The organism is Atlanticothrix silvestris CENA357 (assembly GCF_016056295.1).
In the GTDB taxonomy this organism is placed as follows: domain Bacteria; phylum Cyanobacteriota; class Cyanobacteriia; order Cyanobacteriales; family Nostocaceae; genus Atlanticothrix; species Atlanticothrix silvestris.
This window is the reverse complement of sequence record NZ_JAECZB010000102.1, coordinates 1-19989: the sequence shown is the minus strand read 5'-3', so window position 1 is coordinate 19989 and position 19989 is coordinate 1. Positions and strand designations below refer to the sequence as shown.

General features: G+C 39.1%; 18 protein-coding genes and 4 pseudogenes. 15 read left to right on the top strand and 7 right to left on the bottom strand.

The annotated features are described in order from the left end of the window. Positions 1-25 precede the first annotated feature (25 nt). Entirely contained in the window at positions 26-316 is a 291-nt protein-coding gene (locus I8751_RS26810) for a HigA family addiction module antitoxin (protein WP_225894441.1), read from the bottom strand. Then, positions 309-638, bottom strand: coding sequence for a type II toxin-antitoxin system RelE/ParE family toxin (locus tag I8751_RS26805; protein ID WP_214442129.1), 330 nt, complete (start codon positions 636-638; stop codon positions 309-311). The genes I8751_RS26810 and I8751_RS26805 overlap by 8 nt, the downstream gene beginning before the upstream one ends. Before the next feature lie 223 nt (positions 639-861). On the opposite strand from I8751_RS26805, the gene I8751_RS26800 reads away from it, so the two are divergent. From I8751_RS26800 to I8751_RS26765, 8 genes and pseudogenes are all read left to right on the top strand, one after another. Then, a complete protein-coding gene (locus tag I8751_RS26800; protein WP_214442128.1) occupies positions 862-1785 on the top strand; it encodes a DMT family transporter in 924 nt (307 codons plus the stop codon). 316 nt (positions 1786-2101) lie between these two features. Beyond that, positions 2102-3874, top strand: a complete 1773-nt coding sequence (locus tag I8751_RS26795; RefSeq protein WP_214442127.1) for an alpha/beta hydrolase — start codon at positions 2102-2104, stop codon at positions 3872-3874. A gap of 550 nt (positions 3875-4424) precedes the next feature. Continuing rightward, positions 4425-6692: an ATP-binding protein gene (locus I8751_RS26790; protein ID WP_214442126.1), complete on the top strand. Its 2268-nt coding sequence runs from the start codon at positions 4425-4427 to the stop codon at positions 6690-6692. Positions 6693-6744: 52 nt separating this feature from the next. Next, positions 6745-7200, top strand: a complete 456-nt coding sequence (locus I8751_RS26785; protein WP_214442125.1) for a response regulator — start codon at positions 6745-6747, stop codon at positions 7198-7200. 287 nt (positions 7201-7487) lie between these two features. Beyond that, on the top strand, positions 7488-9185 hold the full coding sequence (locus I8751_RS26780; RefSeq protein ID WP_214442124.1) for a hybrid sensor histidine kinase/response regulator: 1698 nt from the start codon (positions 7488-7490) through the stop codon (positions 9183-9185). Between the two features lie 190 nt (positions 9186-9375). Beyond that, positions 9376-9498: pseudogene (locus I8751_RS26775) on the top strand (IS4/Tn5 family transposase DNA-binding protein); the annotation flags it as partial. 378 nt (positions 9499-9876) lie between these two features. Further along, the gene (locus I8751_RS26770) at positions 9877-10635 is read left to right on the top strand and encodes a hypothetical protein (RefSeq protein ID WP_214442215.1); all 759 of its coding nucleotides are present in this window, start codon (positions 9877-9879) and stop codon (positions 10633-10635) included. Between the two features lie 15 nt (positions 10636-10650). After that, the gene (locus I8751_RS26765; RefSeq protein WP_214442123.1) at positions 10651-11142 is read left to right on the top strand and encodes a molybdenum cofactor biosynthesis protein MoaE; all 492 of its coding nucleotides are present in this window, start codon (positions 10651-10653) and stop codon (positions 11140-11142) included. A 177-nt stretch (positions 11143-11319) separates the two neighbouring features. Here the strand turns inward: I8751_RS26765 and I8751_RS30530 are convergent. The 3 genes and pseudogenes from I8751_RS30530 to I8751_RS30525 all read right to left on the bottom strand — a co-directional run. Then, positions 11320-11793, bottom strand: a pseudogene (locus I8751_RS30530) (sensor histidine kinase); the annotation flags it as partial. 219 nt (positions 11794-12012) lie between these two features. Continuing rightward, positions 12013-12375, bottom strand: coding sequence for a hypothetical protein (locus tag I8751_RS30615; RefSeq protein ID WP_449658082.1), 363 nt, complete (start codon positions 12373-12375; stop codon positions 12013-12015). A 20-nt stretch (positions 12376-12395) separates the two neighbouring features. After that, a pseudogene (locus tag I8751_RS30525) lies at positions 12396-13427 on the bottom strand (protein kinase domain-containing protein); the annotation flags it as partial. A gap of 149 nt (positions 13428-13576) precedes the next feature. On the opposite strand from I8751_RS30525, the gene I8751_RS26750 reads away from it, so the two are divergent. From I8751_RS26750 to I8751_RS26730, 5 genes are all read left to right on the top strand, one after another. Beyond that, on the top strand, positions 13577-14350 hold the full coding sequence (locus tag I8751_RS26750) for a nucleoside phosphorylase (RefSeq protein WP_214442121.1): 774 nt from the start codon (positions 13577-13579) through the stop codon (positions 14348-14350). Positions 14351-14453: 103 nt separating this feature from the next. Next, the gene (locus I8751_RS26745) at positions 14454-14828 is read left to right on the top strand and encodes an S-layer homology domain-containing protein (RefSeq protein WP_214442120.1); all 375 of its coding nucleotides are present in this window, start codon (positions 14454-14456) and stop codon (positions 14826-14828) included. Positions 14829-14842: 14 nt separating this feature from the next. Further along, the gene (locus I8751_RS26740) at positions 14843-15019 is read left to right on the top strand and encodes a hypothetical protein (RefSeq protein ID WP_214442119.1); all 177 of its coding nucleotides are present in this window, start codon (positions 14843-14845) and stop codon (positions 15017-15019) included. A gap of 213 nt (positions 15020-15232) precedes the next feature. Then, positions 15233-15424, top strand: coding sequence for an RNA-binding S4 domain-containing protein (locus I8751_RS26735; protein ID WP_214442118.1), 192 nt, complete (start codon positions 15233-15235; stop codon positions 15422-15424). Positions 15425-15874: 450 nt separating this feature from the next. Then, positions 15875-16450 (top strand): retropepsin-like aspartic protease family protein, encoded by a 576-nt coding sequence (locus I8751_RS26730; RefSeq protein WP_214442117.1) that lies wholly within the window; start codon positions 15875-15877, stop codon positions 16448-16450. Positions 16451-16587: 137 nt separating this feature from the next. On the opposite strand, the gene I8751_RS26725 is transcribed toward I8751_RS26730, so the two are convergent. Further along, positions 16588-17844 carry a bifunctional sterol desaturase/short chain dehydrogenase gene (locus tag I8751_RS26725; protein ID WP_214442116.1) on the bottom strand — a complete coding sequence of 419 codons (1257 nt, stop codon included), beginning with the start codon at positions 17842-17844 and terminating at the stop codon, positions 16588-16590. 420 nt (positions 17845-18264) lie between these two features. Here I8751_RS26725 and I8751_RS26720 point away from each other — a divergent pair, with 420 nt between their 5' ends. Then, complete coding sequence (locus I8751_RS26720; protein WP_214442115.1) at positions 18265-19167, top strand: cation diffusion facilitator family transporter; 903 nt, start codon at positions 18265-18267, stop codon at positions 19165-19167. 227 nt (positions 19168-19394) lie between these two features. Here I8751_RS26720 and tnpA read toward each other — a convergent pair whose 3' ends face one another. Continuing rightward, complete coding sequence (tnpA, locus tag I8751_RS26715; RefSeq protein WP_214442114.1) at positions 19395-19796, bottom strand: IS200/IS605 family transposase; 402 nt, start codon at positions 19794-19796, stop codon at positions 19395-19397. Between the two features lie 68 nt (positions 19797-19864). Between tnpA and I8751_RS29910 the strand changes: the two are divergent. Continuing rightward, positions 19865-19989 (top strand): annotated as a pseudogene (locus I8751_RS29910) (zinc ribbon domain-containing protein); the annotation flags it as partial.

Here is a 19989-nt window from a genome sequence, read left to right as displayed (position 1 = left end):
ATTTCTGGTCTTTTGCATTTATGGCTTACTTTTTTAAGCGGTTTTCTTCTTCTATCCGTGCTAAACCAGCACGATATTTGGCTTCACGATTTAACCAAAATGCTGTTGTACTGCCTAAAACTTGTTCTAACTTCAGAGCTGTTTCTTCATTGATAGGTGCTTTGCCGTTGATGAGTAGGCTGATATGTTTGGTAGTGTAGCCTAATCGCTCTGCTAACTGTACTTGTGTCCAATCACGCTCTTCTAAGATATCAGCGATGGTATCACCGGGAGGAGATACCCAATCTGGAGTGAATGTTCGGGTTGTCTCAATCATGGTAATCTCCAATGAAAACAATACAAACAGCAGTAACTTTTGACCAATCAATGCTTCCATCCTCGGCAAGGGGGATGGGGTCGTTGTCTGGCTTAAATACAAGTCGTTTACCACCTTCTAGGTCTACTGCAAATTCACCTGCCCGATCTCCTTTTAAGGGATGGGGACGACCTGCAAATAATTCCTTAACACAGCTAACAGCTGCAAGGTCAGCCAATCGGGTTATCAATTTCTTTGCACATTTTGCACCCAATTTTCTTTGCCCTAGGTTTTTTTGCTCGCACAGGTTTTGCAGTTTGTCGTTAGCAAAGGTGATTTCCATGTGTTATTTGGACTAATAATAAGTTTACCATTTTGGTAAATAGATGTGTTATTTATTTAGGCTAGACAAGTGGCAAAATAAATAAAGCCCTGCATTTCTACAGGAGTTGCACAAGTATATTGCTAAAACTCAGTACTGAAGTAGTAGTCTGTTAAACCTAACTATTTTGGCTTCAAATAAAGTAGAGAGGTCTTACTAGTCAAACTTTTGGTACGATCGCTAAATGTCACTACATCAAAGCTCTGGTCGCTGGCGTTTAGGTCTAGCATTATCGCTATTAACGGTCTTCTTGTGGGGAATTTTACCTGTTGCGCTCAAGGTAACGCTGCAAGCACTTGATGTCTATACCGTCATTTGGTTTCGCTTTTTGGCATCATTTGTGTTGCTGGCGGTGTATTTAGGGGTACGCGGTCAATTACCAAAGTTAGAACAATTACGTTCTGTCTCTGGGAAATTGTTGGCGATCGCTACTTTATTTTTGGCAGCTAACTACTTCCTTTTCATGCAAGGTTTAGCTTTAACATCTCCTGCTAATGCGGAAGTACTCATTCAATTAGCTGTGCTTTTATTAGGTTTAGGTGGCTTAGTTATTTTTCAAGAACGTTATACACTCTATCAATGGCTGGGTGTCAGTGTTCTTACTTGTGGTTATTTGGTATTTTTTCATGACCAACTTACTAACTTAATTACAGCACAAAATACATATCTTTTAGGTAGTGGTTTTGTTGTGTTAGGAGCAGTTGCATGGGCTGTTTATGCTTTGGCCCAAAAGCAATTGCTACAATCTTTATCTTCCGCTAATATTATGCTAATTATTTACGGAGGATGTGCTTTATTATTCACCCCATTAGCCAAAACAGAAGCTATTTTTACACTGAATAGGTTACATTTAGGTACGTTAGTTTTTTGTGCTTTTAATACTTTAATTGCTTATGGTGCTTTTGCAGAATCATTAGAGCATTGGGAAGCATCAAAAGTGAGCGCAGTATTAGCTTTGGCTCCTATTTTTACTTTAATTTCCGTTGAATTAATATCAGTGGTTATACCTTCTTTAATCCCCACTGAAGATATAACATTAATTGGCATAACAGGAGCATTATTAGTTGTCTGTGGTTCAGTAGCGATCGCCTTAGGAAAGTCTAATTAATTAAATTTAGCCAGCGGTTTCAATCGATACAAAAACGAGGCTATTGATTGTACATTTAAAGCTACATAAAAAATACTGAGGCAGGGTAATTTTTCATTTGTTATGATTTCACAGTGAGTGCAAGCTAATCTCTTGCTAGGTGAATACTTTGCTTATTTATGTGTCTCTACCTGATTGAAATTTTCACCTGGTAATCAAGAGAAAAAACTCAAACCATCTACAAGTATTGAGGCGAACAATATTAAGTTAACTAGGGTGTCTGAATAACTACCAAAGCCAACGCCTCGTGAAACAACATCACCGAAACAGTTGAGCGATGAATAGTTTGTTTAGTAATTGGACTAGCACCCTGAGAAAAAATTCGCTCTTGCTGGTTCTTTCAATGCTGCTGCCAACATTTGGAATTAGTAACTCTGTAATGGCAGCAGAACGAATTTATGCATCTTATTCAGCCTTAGATTTGTCAATTTCAGTCACTGCTTTAGAAAACTACGCTAACAATGGTGTAATTGATGACGAATTGGCAATTTATCAGCAATATTTGCCACCGAAACAGTTTCAAGAATTACAACAAATTTTACTTACTCCTGTAAAAGTTAGTCCGGTAGTCGCTGCTCAATTTCTCTATACACCCCAAGGAGAATCGCTGCTGAATCGTTTGGCAACAGCGATTAAAACTAAATCTCATCAACCACAATCAGGATTTCATGCTTTACGGTCAGCGCTGATTGCTGCTGCTGCTGAACCAGGAGGTTTAACACTATTAAATCTGTTGCGTAAATATCCTAATAAAAGTATTCACATTGATTTAGCACGTAGCTTTGCTATTGCTGGGGAACTAGAGAAAGTAGTCAACCAAACCCAACAAGCGATCGCCACAGTTACTCAAAAGTCTAATATAGAAGCTGCTACCCTTCCAAAATCTCTCGCTCAGTTACCAGATTTACGGGGTCAGGGAAAGTTTAAGCCGCAAAAATATACATTAAAATTTTTCGATTCCACACGCCAGCGGCTATTGTTAACTGATATTTATATTCCCAATGTTCAGAGTCCTGCACCCGTAATTGTGGTTTCTCATGGTTTAGGTTCAGATAGCAGTAACTTTCAATATTTAGCCACCCATCTAGCATCATACGGGTTAGTTGTGGTTGTTCCCAATCACCCTGGTAGTGATGCGAAACAACTACGATTGTCACTGAATGGACAAGCTAATGAAGTATTAGAACCAGGCGAATTCAAAGACCGACCTTTAGATATCAAATATGTATTAAATCAACTCCAAGAGAGTAACCAGTCTGATTCAAGATTTCAAAGTCGATTAAATCTCCAACAAGTCGGAGTTTTTGGTCAATCATTAGGTGGCTACACTGCTTTAGCTTTAGCTGGTGCGAAGATTAACTTTGAGCAACTAGAAAAAGACTGTAAACCAAAGACACTGGATACAACTTGGAATATGTCTTTACTATTTCAATGTAGTGCTTTGGCATTAAAGAGTAAGTCTGGTCAACAGTATAACTTGCAGGATGAGAGAGTAAAAGCTGCGATCGCAGTTAACCCTGTTACTAGTTCAATTTTTGGCAAAACTGGTTTAAGTCAAATTAAAACTCCTGTGATGATTGTTGGCAGTAGTGATGATACCGTTGCACCAGCTTTATACGAGCAAATTCGACCTTTCTCTTGGTTTGCGAATTCCCCAAAATATCTCGTCATGCTTTTAGGTGGAACTCACTTCTCCACGATTGGTAATAGTAACCCTGGAAGCCAGCAAGTCTCATTACCTGCGGATGTTGTTGGCGATGCTTCCCAAGCGCGTTACTACATGAACGTTTTGAGTTTACCTTTCTTTCAAACTTACACAGCAGGAAACTCACAATATACTCCTTATCTCAACGCCGCTTATGCCAAAACCATTTCTAGTCAATCTCTTGGTTTGAGTCTGATTCAGTCGTTGAGTAAAACCGAATTGGCACAAACCGACCTCAATCAAGTTCAAACTTTAGTGAAAAAGACTCCAAATTCCATAGTCAATTTTGGTTTTTGGATGTTGGATGTTAGTGTTGCACTACTAAATGTGATGATTTTTATCTGACTCACATTTTACCTATCTGTAAAAAATTCTCGCTAATTTCTCAAATCTTATATGGCAAAGCTTTCAGGCGATAGTTCAGACTTTTTGCAAGAAGTCCAAAGTCATGAATAATTAACCGCCGATAAACGCTGATAAACGCCGATTAGAGGATGTTTGAAAAGTTTTAGGCAAATATATAATTCGCCACTACACAAACGACTACCGCCAGCAAATTCGTCTAACCATTTTCTGAAAGTTACAATACCCACATCATACCATTTCACGAAAAATCTGATACAGATGTAAACTCTGAAAACTTTGCTGCATCTAAGTTCTTTATTTGCGAATTGCGATCTTCGCAGCGAAGCGCGAGTCTTGTCTACAACACGCTACGCGAACGAGCGTCATTGCGAATTGGTATCAGGGGATGAATTACCTGCAAACAGTACTTATTGTCATAAAGGAACAGGTTGCACATTAGTCTTAACTGAAGGCACTGATGATTTATACTTTAAAGAAATGTGACGTTTAATTGCGTCATTGTAAAAATCAGCTTTCCATCAGTTGATTTATGAGCCAGTCTGAAGATACTATAGCCCCAACTAATTCTCTGACTAACCACGATCGCAAAGCTATTCATTTACCTGGCTCTATTCAACCTCACGGTGTCCTACTAGTACTTAGTAACGAGTTGGAGATCCTGCAAGTTAGCCACAATACCCAAGAATACTTGGGTAGAGAGCCAGAGGATTTGCTGGGTCAACCTTTAAGCTACTTGTTTGATGCTCGGCAAACAGAAACAATTAAGCATTCTTTCACCAAAAAAATTGGTACTACTACTGGTGTTAAAGTAACAATTATGACTTTGATTGGTGAGCGATACTTTGAAAGTATTGCTCATCGCACAGCAGATGCTCTAATTTTGGAACTAGAATTGATTGACTCTAGGTCTGAGTTGAGTTTTTTGAGTTTCCAGGCTTGGGCGAGTGAAGCGATCGCTACTATGCAAAACACATCAAACCTAAGAGAATTTTTGCATCTCGTAGCTGAAGAAGTTCAAAAAATCACAGGTTTTGACCGGGTAATGGTCTACCAATTTGATCAGCAGCAAGCGGGTTCTGTAATTGCCGAAGTCAAACGAGATAATTTATCACCTTATTTAGGACTCCACTATCCAGCAACAGATATTCCAGAACCAGCGAGAGAATTATACAAGCGCTGCTGGCTGCGATTCATTCCTGATTTAACTGCTCAATCTGTCAAACTAATTCCAACTGAAAATCCCATAACACATCAGCCTCTTGATTTAAGCTACTCTGTACTACGCAGTTTTGGTTCATGTTGTGCTGAATATCATCAAAATATGGGCGTGGCGGCTGTGCTAGTGATTTCGTTAATTCAAGAGCAGCAGCTTTGGGGGTTAATATCCTGTCATCATCAAACTCCCAAGTATATTTCTTATGAAGTTCGGAAGATGTGTGAATTGTTGGGACAGATTGTGTCATCAGAGTTAGCAAACAAAATTAGTCATTCGGAATGGGACTATAAAGTAAAACTCAAATCGCTACAGTCTGAGTTATTAGCATCCATTTCGCAGGCAGACAATTTTATAGATGCTCTTATCAAACCAGAAATCCGCTTGCTAGATCTTGTCAGTGCTTCTGGTGCAGCGGTTTGTTTAGATCATGAAATTACCCTTGTCGGAGAAACACCAAATATTGCTCAGGTGCGGGCATTAGTAGAATGGGCAAACAATCAAGTTAGCGATAATCTATTTTCTACCGATTCTCTACCGCAGCTTAACCCTAGGGCTGTCGCATTTAAAGATGCAGCCAGCGGCTTGCTGTTACTGCGAATTTCTCAAGTCCGGCGCTATTACATTCTCTGGTTTCGCCCTGAAGTTATTCAAATAGTCAATTGGGCGGGTAATCCCAACGACTCCATACAATTTGAGGCAGATGGCAGCATTACCCTTTGTCCGCGAAAATCCTTTGAACAATGGCAAGAGACAGTGCGATTAACTTCTCTACCTTGGCAACCATCTGAACTAGAAAGTGCCCTTGCTCTCAAAAATGCGATCGTGGGTATTGTCCTCTCAAAAGCCGATGAATTAGCCAAAATTAATTTAGAGTTAGAGCGCAGCAACCGAGAACTAGCTTCTTTTGCTTATGCAGCTTCTCACGATCTTAAGGAGCCTTTGCGGGGTATTTATAACTTCTCGACAGTTCTGTTAGAAGACTATGCCGAAATCCTAGATGATGAGGGAGTCGAGTGTTTGCAGACAGTGGTATCTTTGTCTGTGCGAATGGAAACTCTAATTAATGCTTTACTAAGGCTTTCGCAGTTAGGACAAGCACAACTGCGCCTAGAAATAACCGACCTCAACGAATTGCTCAATCAGGTGATTGAAGTTTTTCGCGCCAGTCGCCAAAACTCCCAGCTGATTAATATTCGCGTTCCCCGCCCTTTACCGACAATGCAGTGTTACCAAGTTCTTGTTAACGAAGTTTTCAGTAACCTCATTGGCAATGCGTTCAAATACAACGATAAAGTAGAGCGATGGGTTGAAATTGGTTACTTGGATGCAGACCAACACCTTTTAGACCAAACTTCTGTAACTCCTGTTTTTTATATCCGCGATAACGGTATTGGTATTCCAGAACATCACCTAGAAACTATTTTTCGACTCTTTAAACGGCTCCACTCCCAAGAAAAATACGGTGGAGGCGCAGGTGCAGGACTCGCAATTGTTAAGAAGATTATAGAACTGCATGAAGGTCAAATCTGGGTCGAATCTAGCTTAACTGTTGGCTCGACGTTCTACTTTACGCTGGAATAGTTTAAGATAATTACAAAATATTATTTTTTGTTAAGCTCATTTAAGACCACGAATGACAACAAAACTTCATGAACCGCTGCTCGTTGTTGAGGACAGCAATGAAGACTTTCGGATGCTACAACGCCTGATGCGGCGCATGGCAGTCCAGAACCCCATACACCGTTGTACTAATGGAGATGAGGTTTTAGAGTTCCTCTATCAACAAAAAAGCGATGCCTTACGCAACTCTAAAGTAGCGCTAAGACCTTCTGTTATTTTGCTCGACCTCAACTTACCTGGTATTGATGGTCGTGACATTCTAGAGCGTCTCAAACAAGACAAAAGTTTCAGAGAAATTCCCATTGTGGTGTTTACCACATCATCTAACCCCAAAGACATTGAATTATGCTACCAAAAGGGGGCAAATGGTTATCTGGTAAAACCGATGGATGCTCAGGAACTAAAAAAAACAATTCAGGCATTCGTAGACTACTGGCTAGAGGTAAATACTCCGCCTGGGTTGGATTAATTTTTTGATTTTCTGTCGATGAGGTAGTAGGCAAATCAGGACAACAAAGGGTAAGACTTACAGGACACAGAGACATTTTTCTGTGGGAGTCGCTGCGTCTATTTGTCTGTCCCCGATTTATTTTCCCCATTTTCTTAACTTTTGCTACTACCTACTGAGTATCGCTTTAGGATTAGTAAAGAAATTAGATTTTATTTATATTTATTTTATATTATTTTTAGAATTATGCAATAAAAACACAATCAGGATAAAAGGGATCTACATAGCTCCCCGATCCTCATACTCTTATGTTGGACATACGGACGCTACTCATCATCGATGATTGTGCAGCAGATCGAAAAATCTATCGTCGACATCTTTTACGAGATCCGCACCAGTCGTACCATATTTTGGAGGCTGACTGTGCAGAAGATGCGCTGGTCTTGTGCCAAAAAATCCACTGCGATGCCATTTTGCTGGATTTTTGCCTACCTGATCTGAGTGGATTAGAACTCTTCGATAAACTTAAGCAGGAGATATTTAAGACAGCTGTGCCCGTGATTATGTTAACTGGGCGTGGTGATGAAGAAGTGGCAGTACAAGCCATGAAACGAGGTGCTTTAGATTATTTAGTCAAGCAAAACCTTAAACCAGATGTACTGCAATTAGCAGTCCGCAACGCCATCAAACAATCTTATTTACAAGCCCAACTCAACAAAACTCAAGAGCGACAGCGCCTTATAGCGACGACTGCGCTGCGGATTCGCCAATCTTTGAACCTAGAGCAAATTTTGAATACTGCTGTAGCGGAGGTACAACAACTTCTCAAATGTGAGCGCGTCATAGTGTATAAATTTGCCTCAGATATGAGTGGTAAAATAGTCGCCTCCTCAGTAGAATCACGTCGCACTTTAGCTCTGGAAAATCGCGTCGGGAGTGGAAACTGGGGATTGGGAACGAGGGGAAAAACAGAAATTTCTACTAACTTGTCCGCTTTGTCTTTACCCAATATTCAGATTCCAATTTCTTACGTTTATGAAGTTGGTTTAAGTAATTGTGTCACCCTCAAAGAGCAATTTAACACTGAAGCAAATATAGTAGTTCCCATTAATATCAGTAACAACGGCAACCCAACTCCCAAGCTTTGGGGTTTGTTAGTGGCTCACCACAGTTCAGAAGAGCGGCAGTGGCAACATGATGATGTGGAAATGCTCTATGAAGTATCGGTACAATTAGCGATCGCTATCCAACAAGCTGAATTATTAGCCCAAACTCAAGCAGCTTTAGTAAAAGAACAGCAACTCAACCTTTTTAGATCCCAAATCATTGGCACAGTTTCCCATGAATGTCGAACACCTTTAACTTCAATTCTTGCGGCTGCATCAACTCTGGTAAAACATAGCCAGCAACTAGATGAGTCTAGACAACAGAGATTTTTGGGAATTATTGAGCATAAAGCAAGATATATGTCCAAGCTTGTGGATAATATGCTTTTAGTTAACCAATTTGAACTGGATAACACTAAATTTAAACCAGTTCCACTCGATTTGTTGCAATTTTTCTCTGAGTTAATTGAACAAGAACGAGAGACAGTCGGGGAACATCACGAATTGATTTTTAAAATCACTGGTAATACTAAAGGCTTTTGGGGCGATCGCGGACTCTTACAGCAAATCTTTGTCAACTTAATGTCTAATGCAATTAAGTACTCTCCAGAGGGCGGTGCGATCGAGTTTCACCTCATCGGTAAAGAATCACAAGTGATGTTTTCTATCAAAGATCAGGGAATTGGTATACCAATCGCAGATCAAGAAAACTTGTTTCAATCTTTCAGCCGTGGAAGTAACGTCGATACAATTCCTGGAACAGGCTTAGGACTGGCAATTTCTAAAGCTTGTGTAGATTTACATGGCGGTAACATTACCTTATCCAGTCAGGTGGGTCAAGGAACTAAATTTATAGTTAGCTTACCGAAGAACGGGAAAGGGGAAATGGGGAAAGGGTAAAGGGGAAGGGTTTGGTTTTATTATTTTACGCCGTGTGCAACTTTATCTCAAACCTAACCCCCAACCCCTTCCCTACAAGGGCTATCCATTACCCGGATCTTTCTCAACAAAAATACAAGTTACTTAAAAGAAGCTAAAAGGATTGACAGGTATAGTTTTGGAGCGTGAGAGTAATTGCAGGGAACGGATGATGTTGAACTGGGCAGAAGAAGAATTGAAACAAGCTGATTTAGGAGATACAAGGCGAAACAAACGGCTGATACGTATAGTAGAAGACTTGGCAGCACAGCCAGCAAGTAGTGTACCGCAAGCCTAGTGTTAAAACTATTTGGCGTGGTTTGAGAAGGTTATATGATATTGCTGCAACCTGGGAACTCAAAACTAATCACAGTTCATCCTAAAGCTTCTCTAAAAGCAATAGCTTTTCGAGAAGCTTTACCACATATTTCCATATCTTTGTCAATACTAAAAATGTTTCTTCTACTTATAACCTCCTCCATGACTTGCTTTTAGCTATGTTAAGAAAGATCCGGGTAATGGATAGCCGAAATGGAGAGAGGTTTGGAGAGGGGTTCCAAGAATAAGTCGCACATCGCATTATTTTTTCTTTTCCATTCCTTTCCCCTTTCCCCTTTTCCCTTATCTTAGTAATGGTATGTCTGCAAACTCTGGCTTTGGATTTTCAAGAAAAATGTTGCGCGTTTATCATCTTTTGCTTGGTGCTATTTTACTGGTTGTGATGCCACTGGGAGCAAAATTTGTTCTTCCCCAGTTTTCTACAAAAGTAGAAAAACTTAATCCTGTAGTCAAGCCGGCTGTAGGCAATTCTTCTCAAACAACTCCTGCGATTACTCCTACTCCCGTAGAAGAAAATATTTGGAAAAAAATATTAGGGACAACTTCAGCCCCAAATGGCTGGCAAGTTTTTCCTTGTCAGGGAAATGCTCCTCTATTATGTGTGTCTTCCCAAGGAGAAATTCTCGGTACTGTGGAGATTGGAGTTTATCCAGTAAACAATAATCCTGATTTCCAAAAGAATCTAATAGCAAGTGGGATTCCACTTGGTTCTAAAATAGATTACCAAAGTCCCAAGCACCAAAACCAAGTATTAGCAGCACTTAAAATTTGGGTTGCAGACTTAGATACAACTTTGGCAAAAGATCGTCAAAGTACATATAGCAACAAAATCGTTTTCTCAGCCTACCCACCACAACAGGTGCCAGTCGGTAAGCTTCAGGGATTACGCTATGGGTTTGTAGGACTCAAACAAGAAGGTGGAGTTCAAGAACAACATATCGGTCATGTAGCTTTTGATGGCACAGCACTTTACGTAATTAATACAGCTTTTGACCCAGGTTCTGTAACCGGGAAGTTTGAGAAGCTAGAAAATTTGGCGATTTTTCAACCTTATTTAGATGCGATCGCTGCTGATTTAAACTTGCCTATGTAGCTTAATAATCTTTGTATGACAACTACACTAAATTCTGCAATTAAACCAAGAACTGAAGATAGTTTTGCCATTACCTTTGCGCCATTATCTATTGAAGAAATCTATGCTAAAGCTAATGACCCAGCCAATGGTGCAGTAGTGGTAATGAGTGGCATGGTTCGCAATCAAACCGATGGACAACCTGTAGTTGCTTTAGAATATCAAGCATACGAACCAATGGCATTGCGAGTATTTTATCAAATCGCTGCTGATATTCGCTCCTCTTGGCCTGATGTGCAGCGGGTAGTAATTTATCATCGTACTGGGCGTTTACAGGTTGGAGAAATTAGTGTTTTAGTAGCAGTTGGTTGTCCTCATCGCGGTGAGGCATTTGCAGCTTGCCAATATGCCATTGATACCCTCAAACACAATGCCCCTATTTGGAAAAAGGAATGGTATGACGGACTAGATGGTCAGTTGTCTAGTAGTTGGGTAAGTATTAATGCTTGTGAACAGTCAGCCCCTTAGGGGAATTAAAAATTAAAAATGTAAAATTAAAAATTAAGAAGAATAATTATGGCGTTGCTGAATTAAGATATGAAATTCAAAAATCAAGGATTCTCAACTCTTACTCTCTGCGACTCTGCGCCTCTGCGTGAGGTAAATTCATATTCTCACTCAGCAACGCCATAATTTTTAATGATTTCAATCAGCTAGGACAGGTATAGAAATCACAAATTCTGTACCATGTCCTAAAGCTGATTCACAAATCAAACTTCCGCCGTGATTTTCTACTACAATTTTTTGACTGATAGATAATCCTAAACCCGTACCTTGTCCTACAGATTTAGTCGTAAATAGGTGATCAAAAATACAGGTTTTGATTTCTTCTGTCATTCCTTTACCGTTGTCTTTAATTTTAATCATTACATTTTGCTGGTCTTCAGCCATCTTTGTAGTGATGGTAATAATGTTAGGATGATTTGATTTAATTTCTGCAAAACTCAGCTTATTATTTGCATCTTCTAAAGCATCAATGGCATTTGCTAAAATATTCATGAATACTTGATTTAATTGCCCCAGATAGCATTTTACCGCCGGAATAACTCCATATTCTTTAATTATTTGAATGGCTTGACGGTGATGATTCGCTTTCAAGCGATGTTGTAAAATCATTAACGGTAGTAGTTTTAGTAGCAATGTGAGTGACATCTAATTGGAAAGCAGAAGTTTCTGTAGTACTAGTTTGTTCTCTTAAAAAAGTATATTTTGATTCTAAGTGTTTAATTTTTGCGATCGCTCCCCAGCGAAGATAGGCATAATAGGCTTTAGTTATATAAGTCTGATGAATCAAATCTTTACCTAAAGACCAATAAAATTCCCCTGCTAATTCATAAGCTAAGGCTTCTTCTTGGAGATAACCGTTGGCTTTAGATGTGTTAATGGCATCTTCAGTTCAGTTTTCTCAGATTGCTCAAGGAGAAAATCAACACCTACATTTAATTGATTGACAATATCAAAAATATTAGCTTCTATTTCTTGTTGAGGTGTATTTTTTAGAAGTAATTGACCTATTTTTAGATGAGTCGATTTTTTATCGGCTTCTGGGATTAATGAATAAGCAGCCTGTTGTACTCTGTCATGTAAGAATTTATAACTTACCCGTGATGTGTCTAAATTTAAATCAACAGCTTCTTCTTGATTAAAAACTAAAGGAATTCGGTAAGCTTCGTTTAAAGGCAGAACTAATCCTGCTTGCAAAGCTGCGTATAAATCATTTTGGGTTTATTAACTTCATTAACTAAAGCTGATTTACCGATACCCGAATACCCAGAGACTAGCATCATTTCACTAGTTCCACAATTAACACGCTCAAAAGCAGCTAATAATTCGTTAACTTGTTGTTCCCGGCCATATAATTTTTGAGGAATGAGTAACTGACTTAAAATGTCTAACCGACCTGGTACAAAGTCAGTAATCTCACCTTTAGTTTTTAGCTGACTGAGGCATAATTCTAAGTCTGCTAATAATCCTGTTGCACTTTGATATCTGTCTTCAGCATTTTTTGCCATCAACTTCATGACAATTTCTGAAACTGCACTAGGAATTTCAGAATTTATCAAGTGTGGCTTTTTAGGTTGAACAGCAATGTGGTTGTAAACTATCTCTAGAGGATCTTGGCTAAAAAATGGCATTTGCTCAGTGAGCATTTCATATAAAGATACACCTAGAGAATAAAAGTCACTACGGTAATCAAGAATGCGATTCATTCTCCCGGTTTGTTCGGGAGACATATAGGCAAGTGTACCTTCAACAGAGTTGGGGTTAGTAAATTGTGGGTTTTCTTTATTGAGACAGGAGGCTATACCAAAATCTGTGAGTTTTACAATACCTGTTTCAGGATTAATAATGATATTACTAGGTTTGATATCTTTATGAATAATTTGGTTTTTATGTAAATAATCTAAAGCTTTAGTTAATTGAATAGCAATATTTAAGTAGTTAATTAAGTTTAGGCTTTCGTTTTGTAGTATCTGTGCTAAAGATTTGCCCCCAAAATCTTCTAATAATAGCCCTACACGATTTTCAAAAGTTTCTAGACTGATTGCTTTAACTATATTGGGATGGTCTAAGTTTTGCTGAATTTGATACTCATTTTTTAGCCGAGTAAAAGCTTCCAAGGTGGGATATTCATTTTTCAAGACTTTTAGAATAAATCGTTGTGGCGTTTTTGGAGTTTGAGTTTGATAAATAATCGTTTGGATTCCTTCATGGAGAATAGAGTTTATGTGGTATCCAGTATGATTTGGCATCGTTTTTGAATATAATTTACAAAAATTAGTATCATTTCCCTCTTCTGTGATGAAAGAGGTTCTGGTTTAATTATTCCCAGTGGGTAGAAGATTTTGAACATTGCGATCGCATACTGCATACTCAAGAATTAAGTAGTGCATTTACTTATATGACCAATAAACGCTTCTATCACATTGGTTTTGGGCTAGATGATTTGGGTTCATCGCCTCCCAAGATGGCGTTATTATCGGGAGATCCTCAACGTGCGCGTTCGATTGCTCAAACCCACTTACAGGATGTGCGTTTGTTATCGGAGAATCGCGGACTCAATAGCTATATGGGATACTTACCCAACGATCGCCCCATTTTATCTGTTACTAGTGGTATGGGTGCGCCTTCGTTGAGTATTGTCGTTAATGAATTGCTACAACTAGGAATCCAACAAATTATTCGCATTGGGACTTGCGGTTCGATTCAACCTCATATACCAGTTGGGAGTATTGTGATTAGTAGTGCGGCATTGTGCCGCCAAGGCGCAGCAAACGACATTGCGCCTGTGGAGTATCCTGCTGCTGCTGATCCTTTTTTGACAGTCGCCTTAGTTAAAGCAGCACGAGAATTAGAATTTGAACATTACATAGGGATAACAGCATCAGTTGATACTTTTTATGAAGGACAAGAACGCAGTGACTCAGCCAATCCTCATTTAATGCGATCGCTACAGGGTATTACAGAAGAATATCAGCGGCTGAATATTTTGAACTACGAAATGGAATGTGGCACATTATTTAAAATGGGCGGTGTGTATAAATTTGCGGCCGCTGCTGTTTGCGGTGTAGTTGCTCAGCGCACCGTTGCGGAAAATATTATGTTAGCCCAGAAAGATATTGCGATTAAAAATGCGATCATAACTGCTGTACATGTAGCAACAAACTTTGAGTAAATTAACTCTACCTTAAGAGCGATCACACCTAGACTATTTCCCGATTCTTCTACCCTAACTAATTTGATAAGGTAAAGGAGTAAATAGATGATAGTTACGACCAATGTTGAAGATATCATCAATTGCTAATTTGTTCAGTTCAGCTACACTTACCACTACCTTGGTACTAACAACAATTGTTTCCTATCCATCAAAAACACTATCACAAACACCAACTAACGGGCAAAATGCAACTTCCCAACCAGGTTGCTTATCTGGGTATCCTGATAACACATATCAAGGTTCACAACCAGTTACGCGCTACGAATTTGCGGCTGGGTTAAATGCGTGCCTCAATCAGTTAAATCAACTGACTCCTGCTAATAAAGCAAATTTGGCAACGAAAGAAGATTTAGAAATTTTGCTGCAACGGCAGAGGAAATTAAACGAACAAGTTCAAGAACTTAATCAGCGAGTTGACAGCCTACGTAAAAATTAAAAATGGTGAAAAATATGAATCAAACATTATTAACAATTTTGATATTTGCATTCTTAGTCTTGTTTATCGTCTCTCCCTTTGCTGGTCTTGCAGGTTTAATGATCATGTTGTTAATTGCAGCATTTTTCTTTTTAGTAGCAAATGTGTTTCAAGCAATTATTGGTAGTGACCCTAATCCTAGAGAGCCATAAAAGCAACAAAGAGTTGATAGCATCATAAAATTAAGTTGTGATGTAGCGCCGTGTGCAACTTTATTTCAAACCTAACCCCCAGCCCTTCCCTACAAGGTAAGGGAAGCCAGAATCAAAACTTCTCTCCGTTTTGGGGAAAGGTTTAAAGAGGGGTTCCAAGAATAAGTTACACATTGCGTTATGTAGCGTGAATTAATTGCGACAAGTGACAACATGATTAAACTCGACCAGTTTTTAAAGTTAGTGGGTATAGCCTCAACTGGAGGGCAAGCTAAACTGATGATTCTTGATGGTGGTGTCAAAGTCAATGATACAGTTGAAATCCGGCGAGGACGGAAATTAGTATCAGGCGATCAAGTAACAGTAGAAGGGCAAACCTTCGAGGTTGGAGAGGTAATACAGTAAAGCGATCAGATCGCCTCTTATGGCTTTAGCTACCAGCCATTTAAGAAGTTCAACACGCTGCATATTAAATCAGTTGGCGTAACGCATTTCCAAAACTGAAAAACCAGATTTGGCAACACAAGCATTTATTAAGCTGATACCTTTAAAATTAGATTAGGTAGTTTTATCATGTCTTTACCTAATCTTCAATTCTTCCCTTAGTAATTACAGGTAGTATGTATTCAGTAAGGTGGCATTTCATCTTATAAAAATACATGAAAAAATAAAAAACCTCTATAGATATTCTGATAAAACCAAAACAAGAAAATCTACATAATATTAATTATCCTCTAGTTATTGAATCAGAGGATTAATTAGTATTATATTTTTATATTGTTTAAAATTATTAATGTCTAGTTTTAGTAATATTAGTGACCAACAAAGATAGGAAATATTGGAGAGCAAAATAAGATGAAGAATGCTTGGAAACGTTGGATTAAAATTAGTAATCTAGCTGTGATAACAGCAATACCAACGTTGATATCTTTAGCAGATCTCCATCGCGCCACGGCTGAAGATCCAGGAGCATGTTTTATGATTAACTCTGCTGGAAGAACTGTGAGATTGACACAACTTTGTAGCAGGACAAAAACACCTTTAGATTCAGTATCTTCAGACAAAAGAATTTTTCGAGTTCCAATCAAACGCCGCCTGGGTGGAACTCCCATCATTGATGTCACCTTCAATGACAAACAAACTTTTGAGATGATTGTAGATACAGGCGCTAGTGGTACTTTGATTACTCTAGGTATGGCGAGTACACTCAAACTCGAACCCACAGGTATGATGAAAGCCCAAATAGCAGATGGTAGCCAAGTACAATTTTCCACTAGTAAAGTCAACTCTATTGCTGTAGGTGGCGTTGTAGCTAATAATATTGAAGTGGCGATCGCTCCAAAAGCAGGTATTGGGTTACTAGGTCATGATTTCTTTGGTAACTACAATTTGACAGTTTTAGAACAAGAGGTAGAATTTCATCCCCGCTAAGGGGCAGGGCAGCAGGGGAGCAGAGGAGCAGGGGATGAACAATAATCTTGGGAAAAGGTTAAAGGGTAAAGGGAAAAGGATGAAGAAACAAACCCTTTTCCCCTTTCCCTTTACCCTTCTTCCCCATGCCCTATTGCCTATTGCCTTATCTTTTGAGCTGTCTTGCTAAAAATTCGGTAATATAACCAGCTACTAGTTTCCTTCAAGGGAAATAGCAGATATGTTAGAGGATTGATCGTCACAATAATATTGCGGTAATCTCTTCGCGCTAAAAACAAAATGGCACGAGCCACCTGCTGTGCTGACATCACTCCATAGGGATTCAGTTGACTCTTGAACGGGCCGAGAATTAACTTGCGAATTATACAATCTCCATCCAATCGCTTCAGAGTCACAATATTTCCTAATGTCCGTTTGCTAAGTTCATAAAGTGGACTCAGCGCCGGGGACACCTCAGCCTCAGAAGTATTCACCCAGATTTCTTTAGTTGCCTTTGCTTGTGACCCGGTTACAGTAGTCAAAAATATATCTATTAATCGTAATGCCGAAAAAGCATTTACCTCATAAGAAGAATTAATTGCCTGGGGTGTGCGGTTATCGTAAACATTAACTCCGTGGTTAATAATCAAAATATCAACTTTCTCTAAACTATCCCTTAGTTCTGCTTCGTGACCTAATTGCCAAGGAACCACTTTCAACTGAGTGTGTGTTGCTAATTTTTCTGGATTAGTCGTCAAAGCAACCACTTTAACATTGTGCTTTAGAAGTTCAGCCGTTAGCGCTTGTCCTAGAGCGCCTGATGCTCCAGTTAAAGCCACGGTTTTGCCCTTAAGGGAAAGTCCTGTACCAAGTATTTTATCCACGAGAGGAAAGACACCACTGTAATAAGCATTGACATCATCAAAATGATGCCGCCAATGGTAAGACCGATTCACCCACCAAACGGATGGAATTGTTTGTAAAGGCCCTGGTAGATGGTTGTAGTCTGTATCAATTTTCCCTTGAAAATACCGCAGAGATGCACCCAATAAGAAAGTGCAAGCATAGGCTACTCCCAGCCATAAACCTATTTGGGGGACAACTAAGGCAATTATTGTTAAGACTACTACTAAAAGAATCGACTCTAAAATATCGTGGTATAGCTGAGACTCTTGGTAAGCTTTGAGGGAAACTACCGATAAATCTCGGCGATATGCGGCATGATGCTTATTATGCCATGTAGCCAGCCAACTGACTTGGTGACACAAAGCATGGTAGCTATCTCTTAAGACTTCAGCCAACAACAGAGAGATGAACGCCCAAATCGCAAACTGCAAGCAAGTATTGACCAGCACCCAATCGATCTGTAACCTAGCCTCAATACCAGCCAAACTTTGAGTTAACGTTTTTATCATATTTTTTTACACATCACTTTTCTTAATCAATCTTTATATTCCACCAAGAATGGATTAAGGTCGAGCTACAGAGCAAAATATTATTTCGAGTTGAGGCGATCGCGTAGACACGTAGATATGATAGGTACAGATCAATCTAAATATATATACGCCTAATTTTTTAACACTAAAAAATTTCGATACAAAAAATTAATGAAAATTTTCTTACTATATAATGCTAAAAATATGCTGTTGTATCCAAGGCGATCGCTAACATCAATCAGCCTTGTAGCTACTGGTAGTTAAAAATAATCGCAATAAACAGGCTAAAATTTTGAGCCTACAGCAATATATAATCCTTACTGCGTAAGACTTTTATACATTTAATTGATGTCAGGGGTTTTACATTAGAAGTCATAGAACTCAAAACAAAAATTATCTATGGCTTACGATAACCGCGCCGAAGTGCGAAAGGTTTTAGTTATCACTCTAATTCTCAACCTGTTTGTCATGGGATTGAAAGCAGTTGTGGGGTATTGGACAGGTTCTTTAAGTTTGCTAGCTGATGCCTTGCATAGTGTGACAGATAGTGCCAACAATGTTTTAGGATTAGTTGCGATTAAATTTTCTTCACCACAACCCGATCGCGAACATCCCTACGGACACCAAAAATTTGAAGCTGTGGGAGCTTTAGGTATTGCAGCCTTTTTGGGAATCGCTTGTTTTGAAATTCTCCAAGGTGCGATCGAACGGATTCTTAAAGGTGGTGCAATTGTCAGAATATCACCACCTGAGTTGTGGTTATTACTAATTGTGTTGGGTATAAATATTTTTGTGGCGTTTTACGAACGTTATGTAGGTAAGCGGGTAGGCAGTTCAATTTTAATAGCTGATGCTACCCATACTATGAGCGATGTTTGGGTGACAATCTCAGTCATTGTCGGCTTAATAGGAGTCTGGCTAGGTTATCAATGGATGGATGTAGTGTTAGCTTTTCCTGTTGCTTTGTTGGTATTTTGGAGTGGCTGGTCAGTTTTGAAAAAAAATTTACCTTGGCTTGTAGATCAAATGGCGATCGCACCGGAAGCAATACACGCGATCGCTGTTTCTGTACCTGGGGTAATTAACTGTCATGACATCGCCTCTCGTGGTCTTCTTGGTCGCCAAGTCTTCATTGAAATGCATTTAATAGTAGATGCACCAGACGTAGAAACCGCGCACCACATTACTGAAGAAGTAGAAATCCGACTAGAAGAACGCTTTAGTCCTGTAAGAATTGTTATTCACGTCGAGCCACCAACATACGAGTCTGAGCAAATTAGCTTTGAACCTACAACGAAGTAGTACCAATTTTCTCAAATCTGGCGACAGATTAAAATTCGTAAACCCAGATAAAATCTGAATTTCTTAATTACGAATTACGTAGCTTGCTTCTCGCCTTTGGCGAGTATTACGAATTACGGGTTGTGATGCGTAAAGCCCACGCATTTTTAATCGGGGGATATAAGCGAACAGGCTGAACGCCACTTACTACAACGGGGGGAACCCCCGCAACGCAGTGGCTCATTTATTCAGCCGTGATGTGGGTCATTAATATACTCTAGAACCTTCTGTGTGCTGATTTTTTCTGTTGTGTCAAACATATATGAATGTGTCCACAAGCTAGGTAGTTTCATTAATTCTGGAAATTCTTGCTGTAAATATCTTGATGACCTGCCTTTAAATGCTTTCACTATTTGAGATATTGAGTGATGCGGGTCATACTCAACTAATAAATGAATATGGTCGGAGGCAATCTCTACTGCCTTGATAATCCATTTTTTCTCATTAGCAACAGACTGAAATATCTCAATACATCGCAATTTTAACTTTTCATTGTTAGCAAAAACCCTCCTACGTCTACATGGTATCCAGACTAAATTAACAGTAGCTAATCCGACTGCGTGATTGTAGTGATTATATACAGTTTTCATGTAGATCCACATAGATTGAAGGAAAAGTGAAAACCTTAACTATAAAACGCACTCCATTGGGTGAATAGCGTCTTTGGGGTAGAAAAATATCAGACTTGGCTTTTGGTGAGTTTATACAAATCTTAGAATGGGTTGCCAAAAAGAAGAATAAACTGGTTATTTTCATTGACCAGTGGTATTCCAGTAGTAAGAC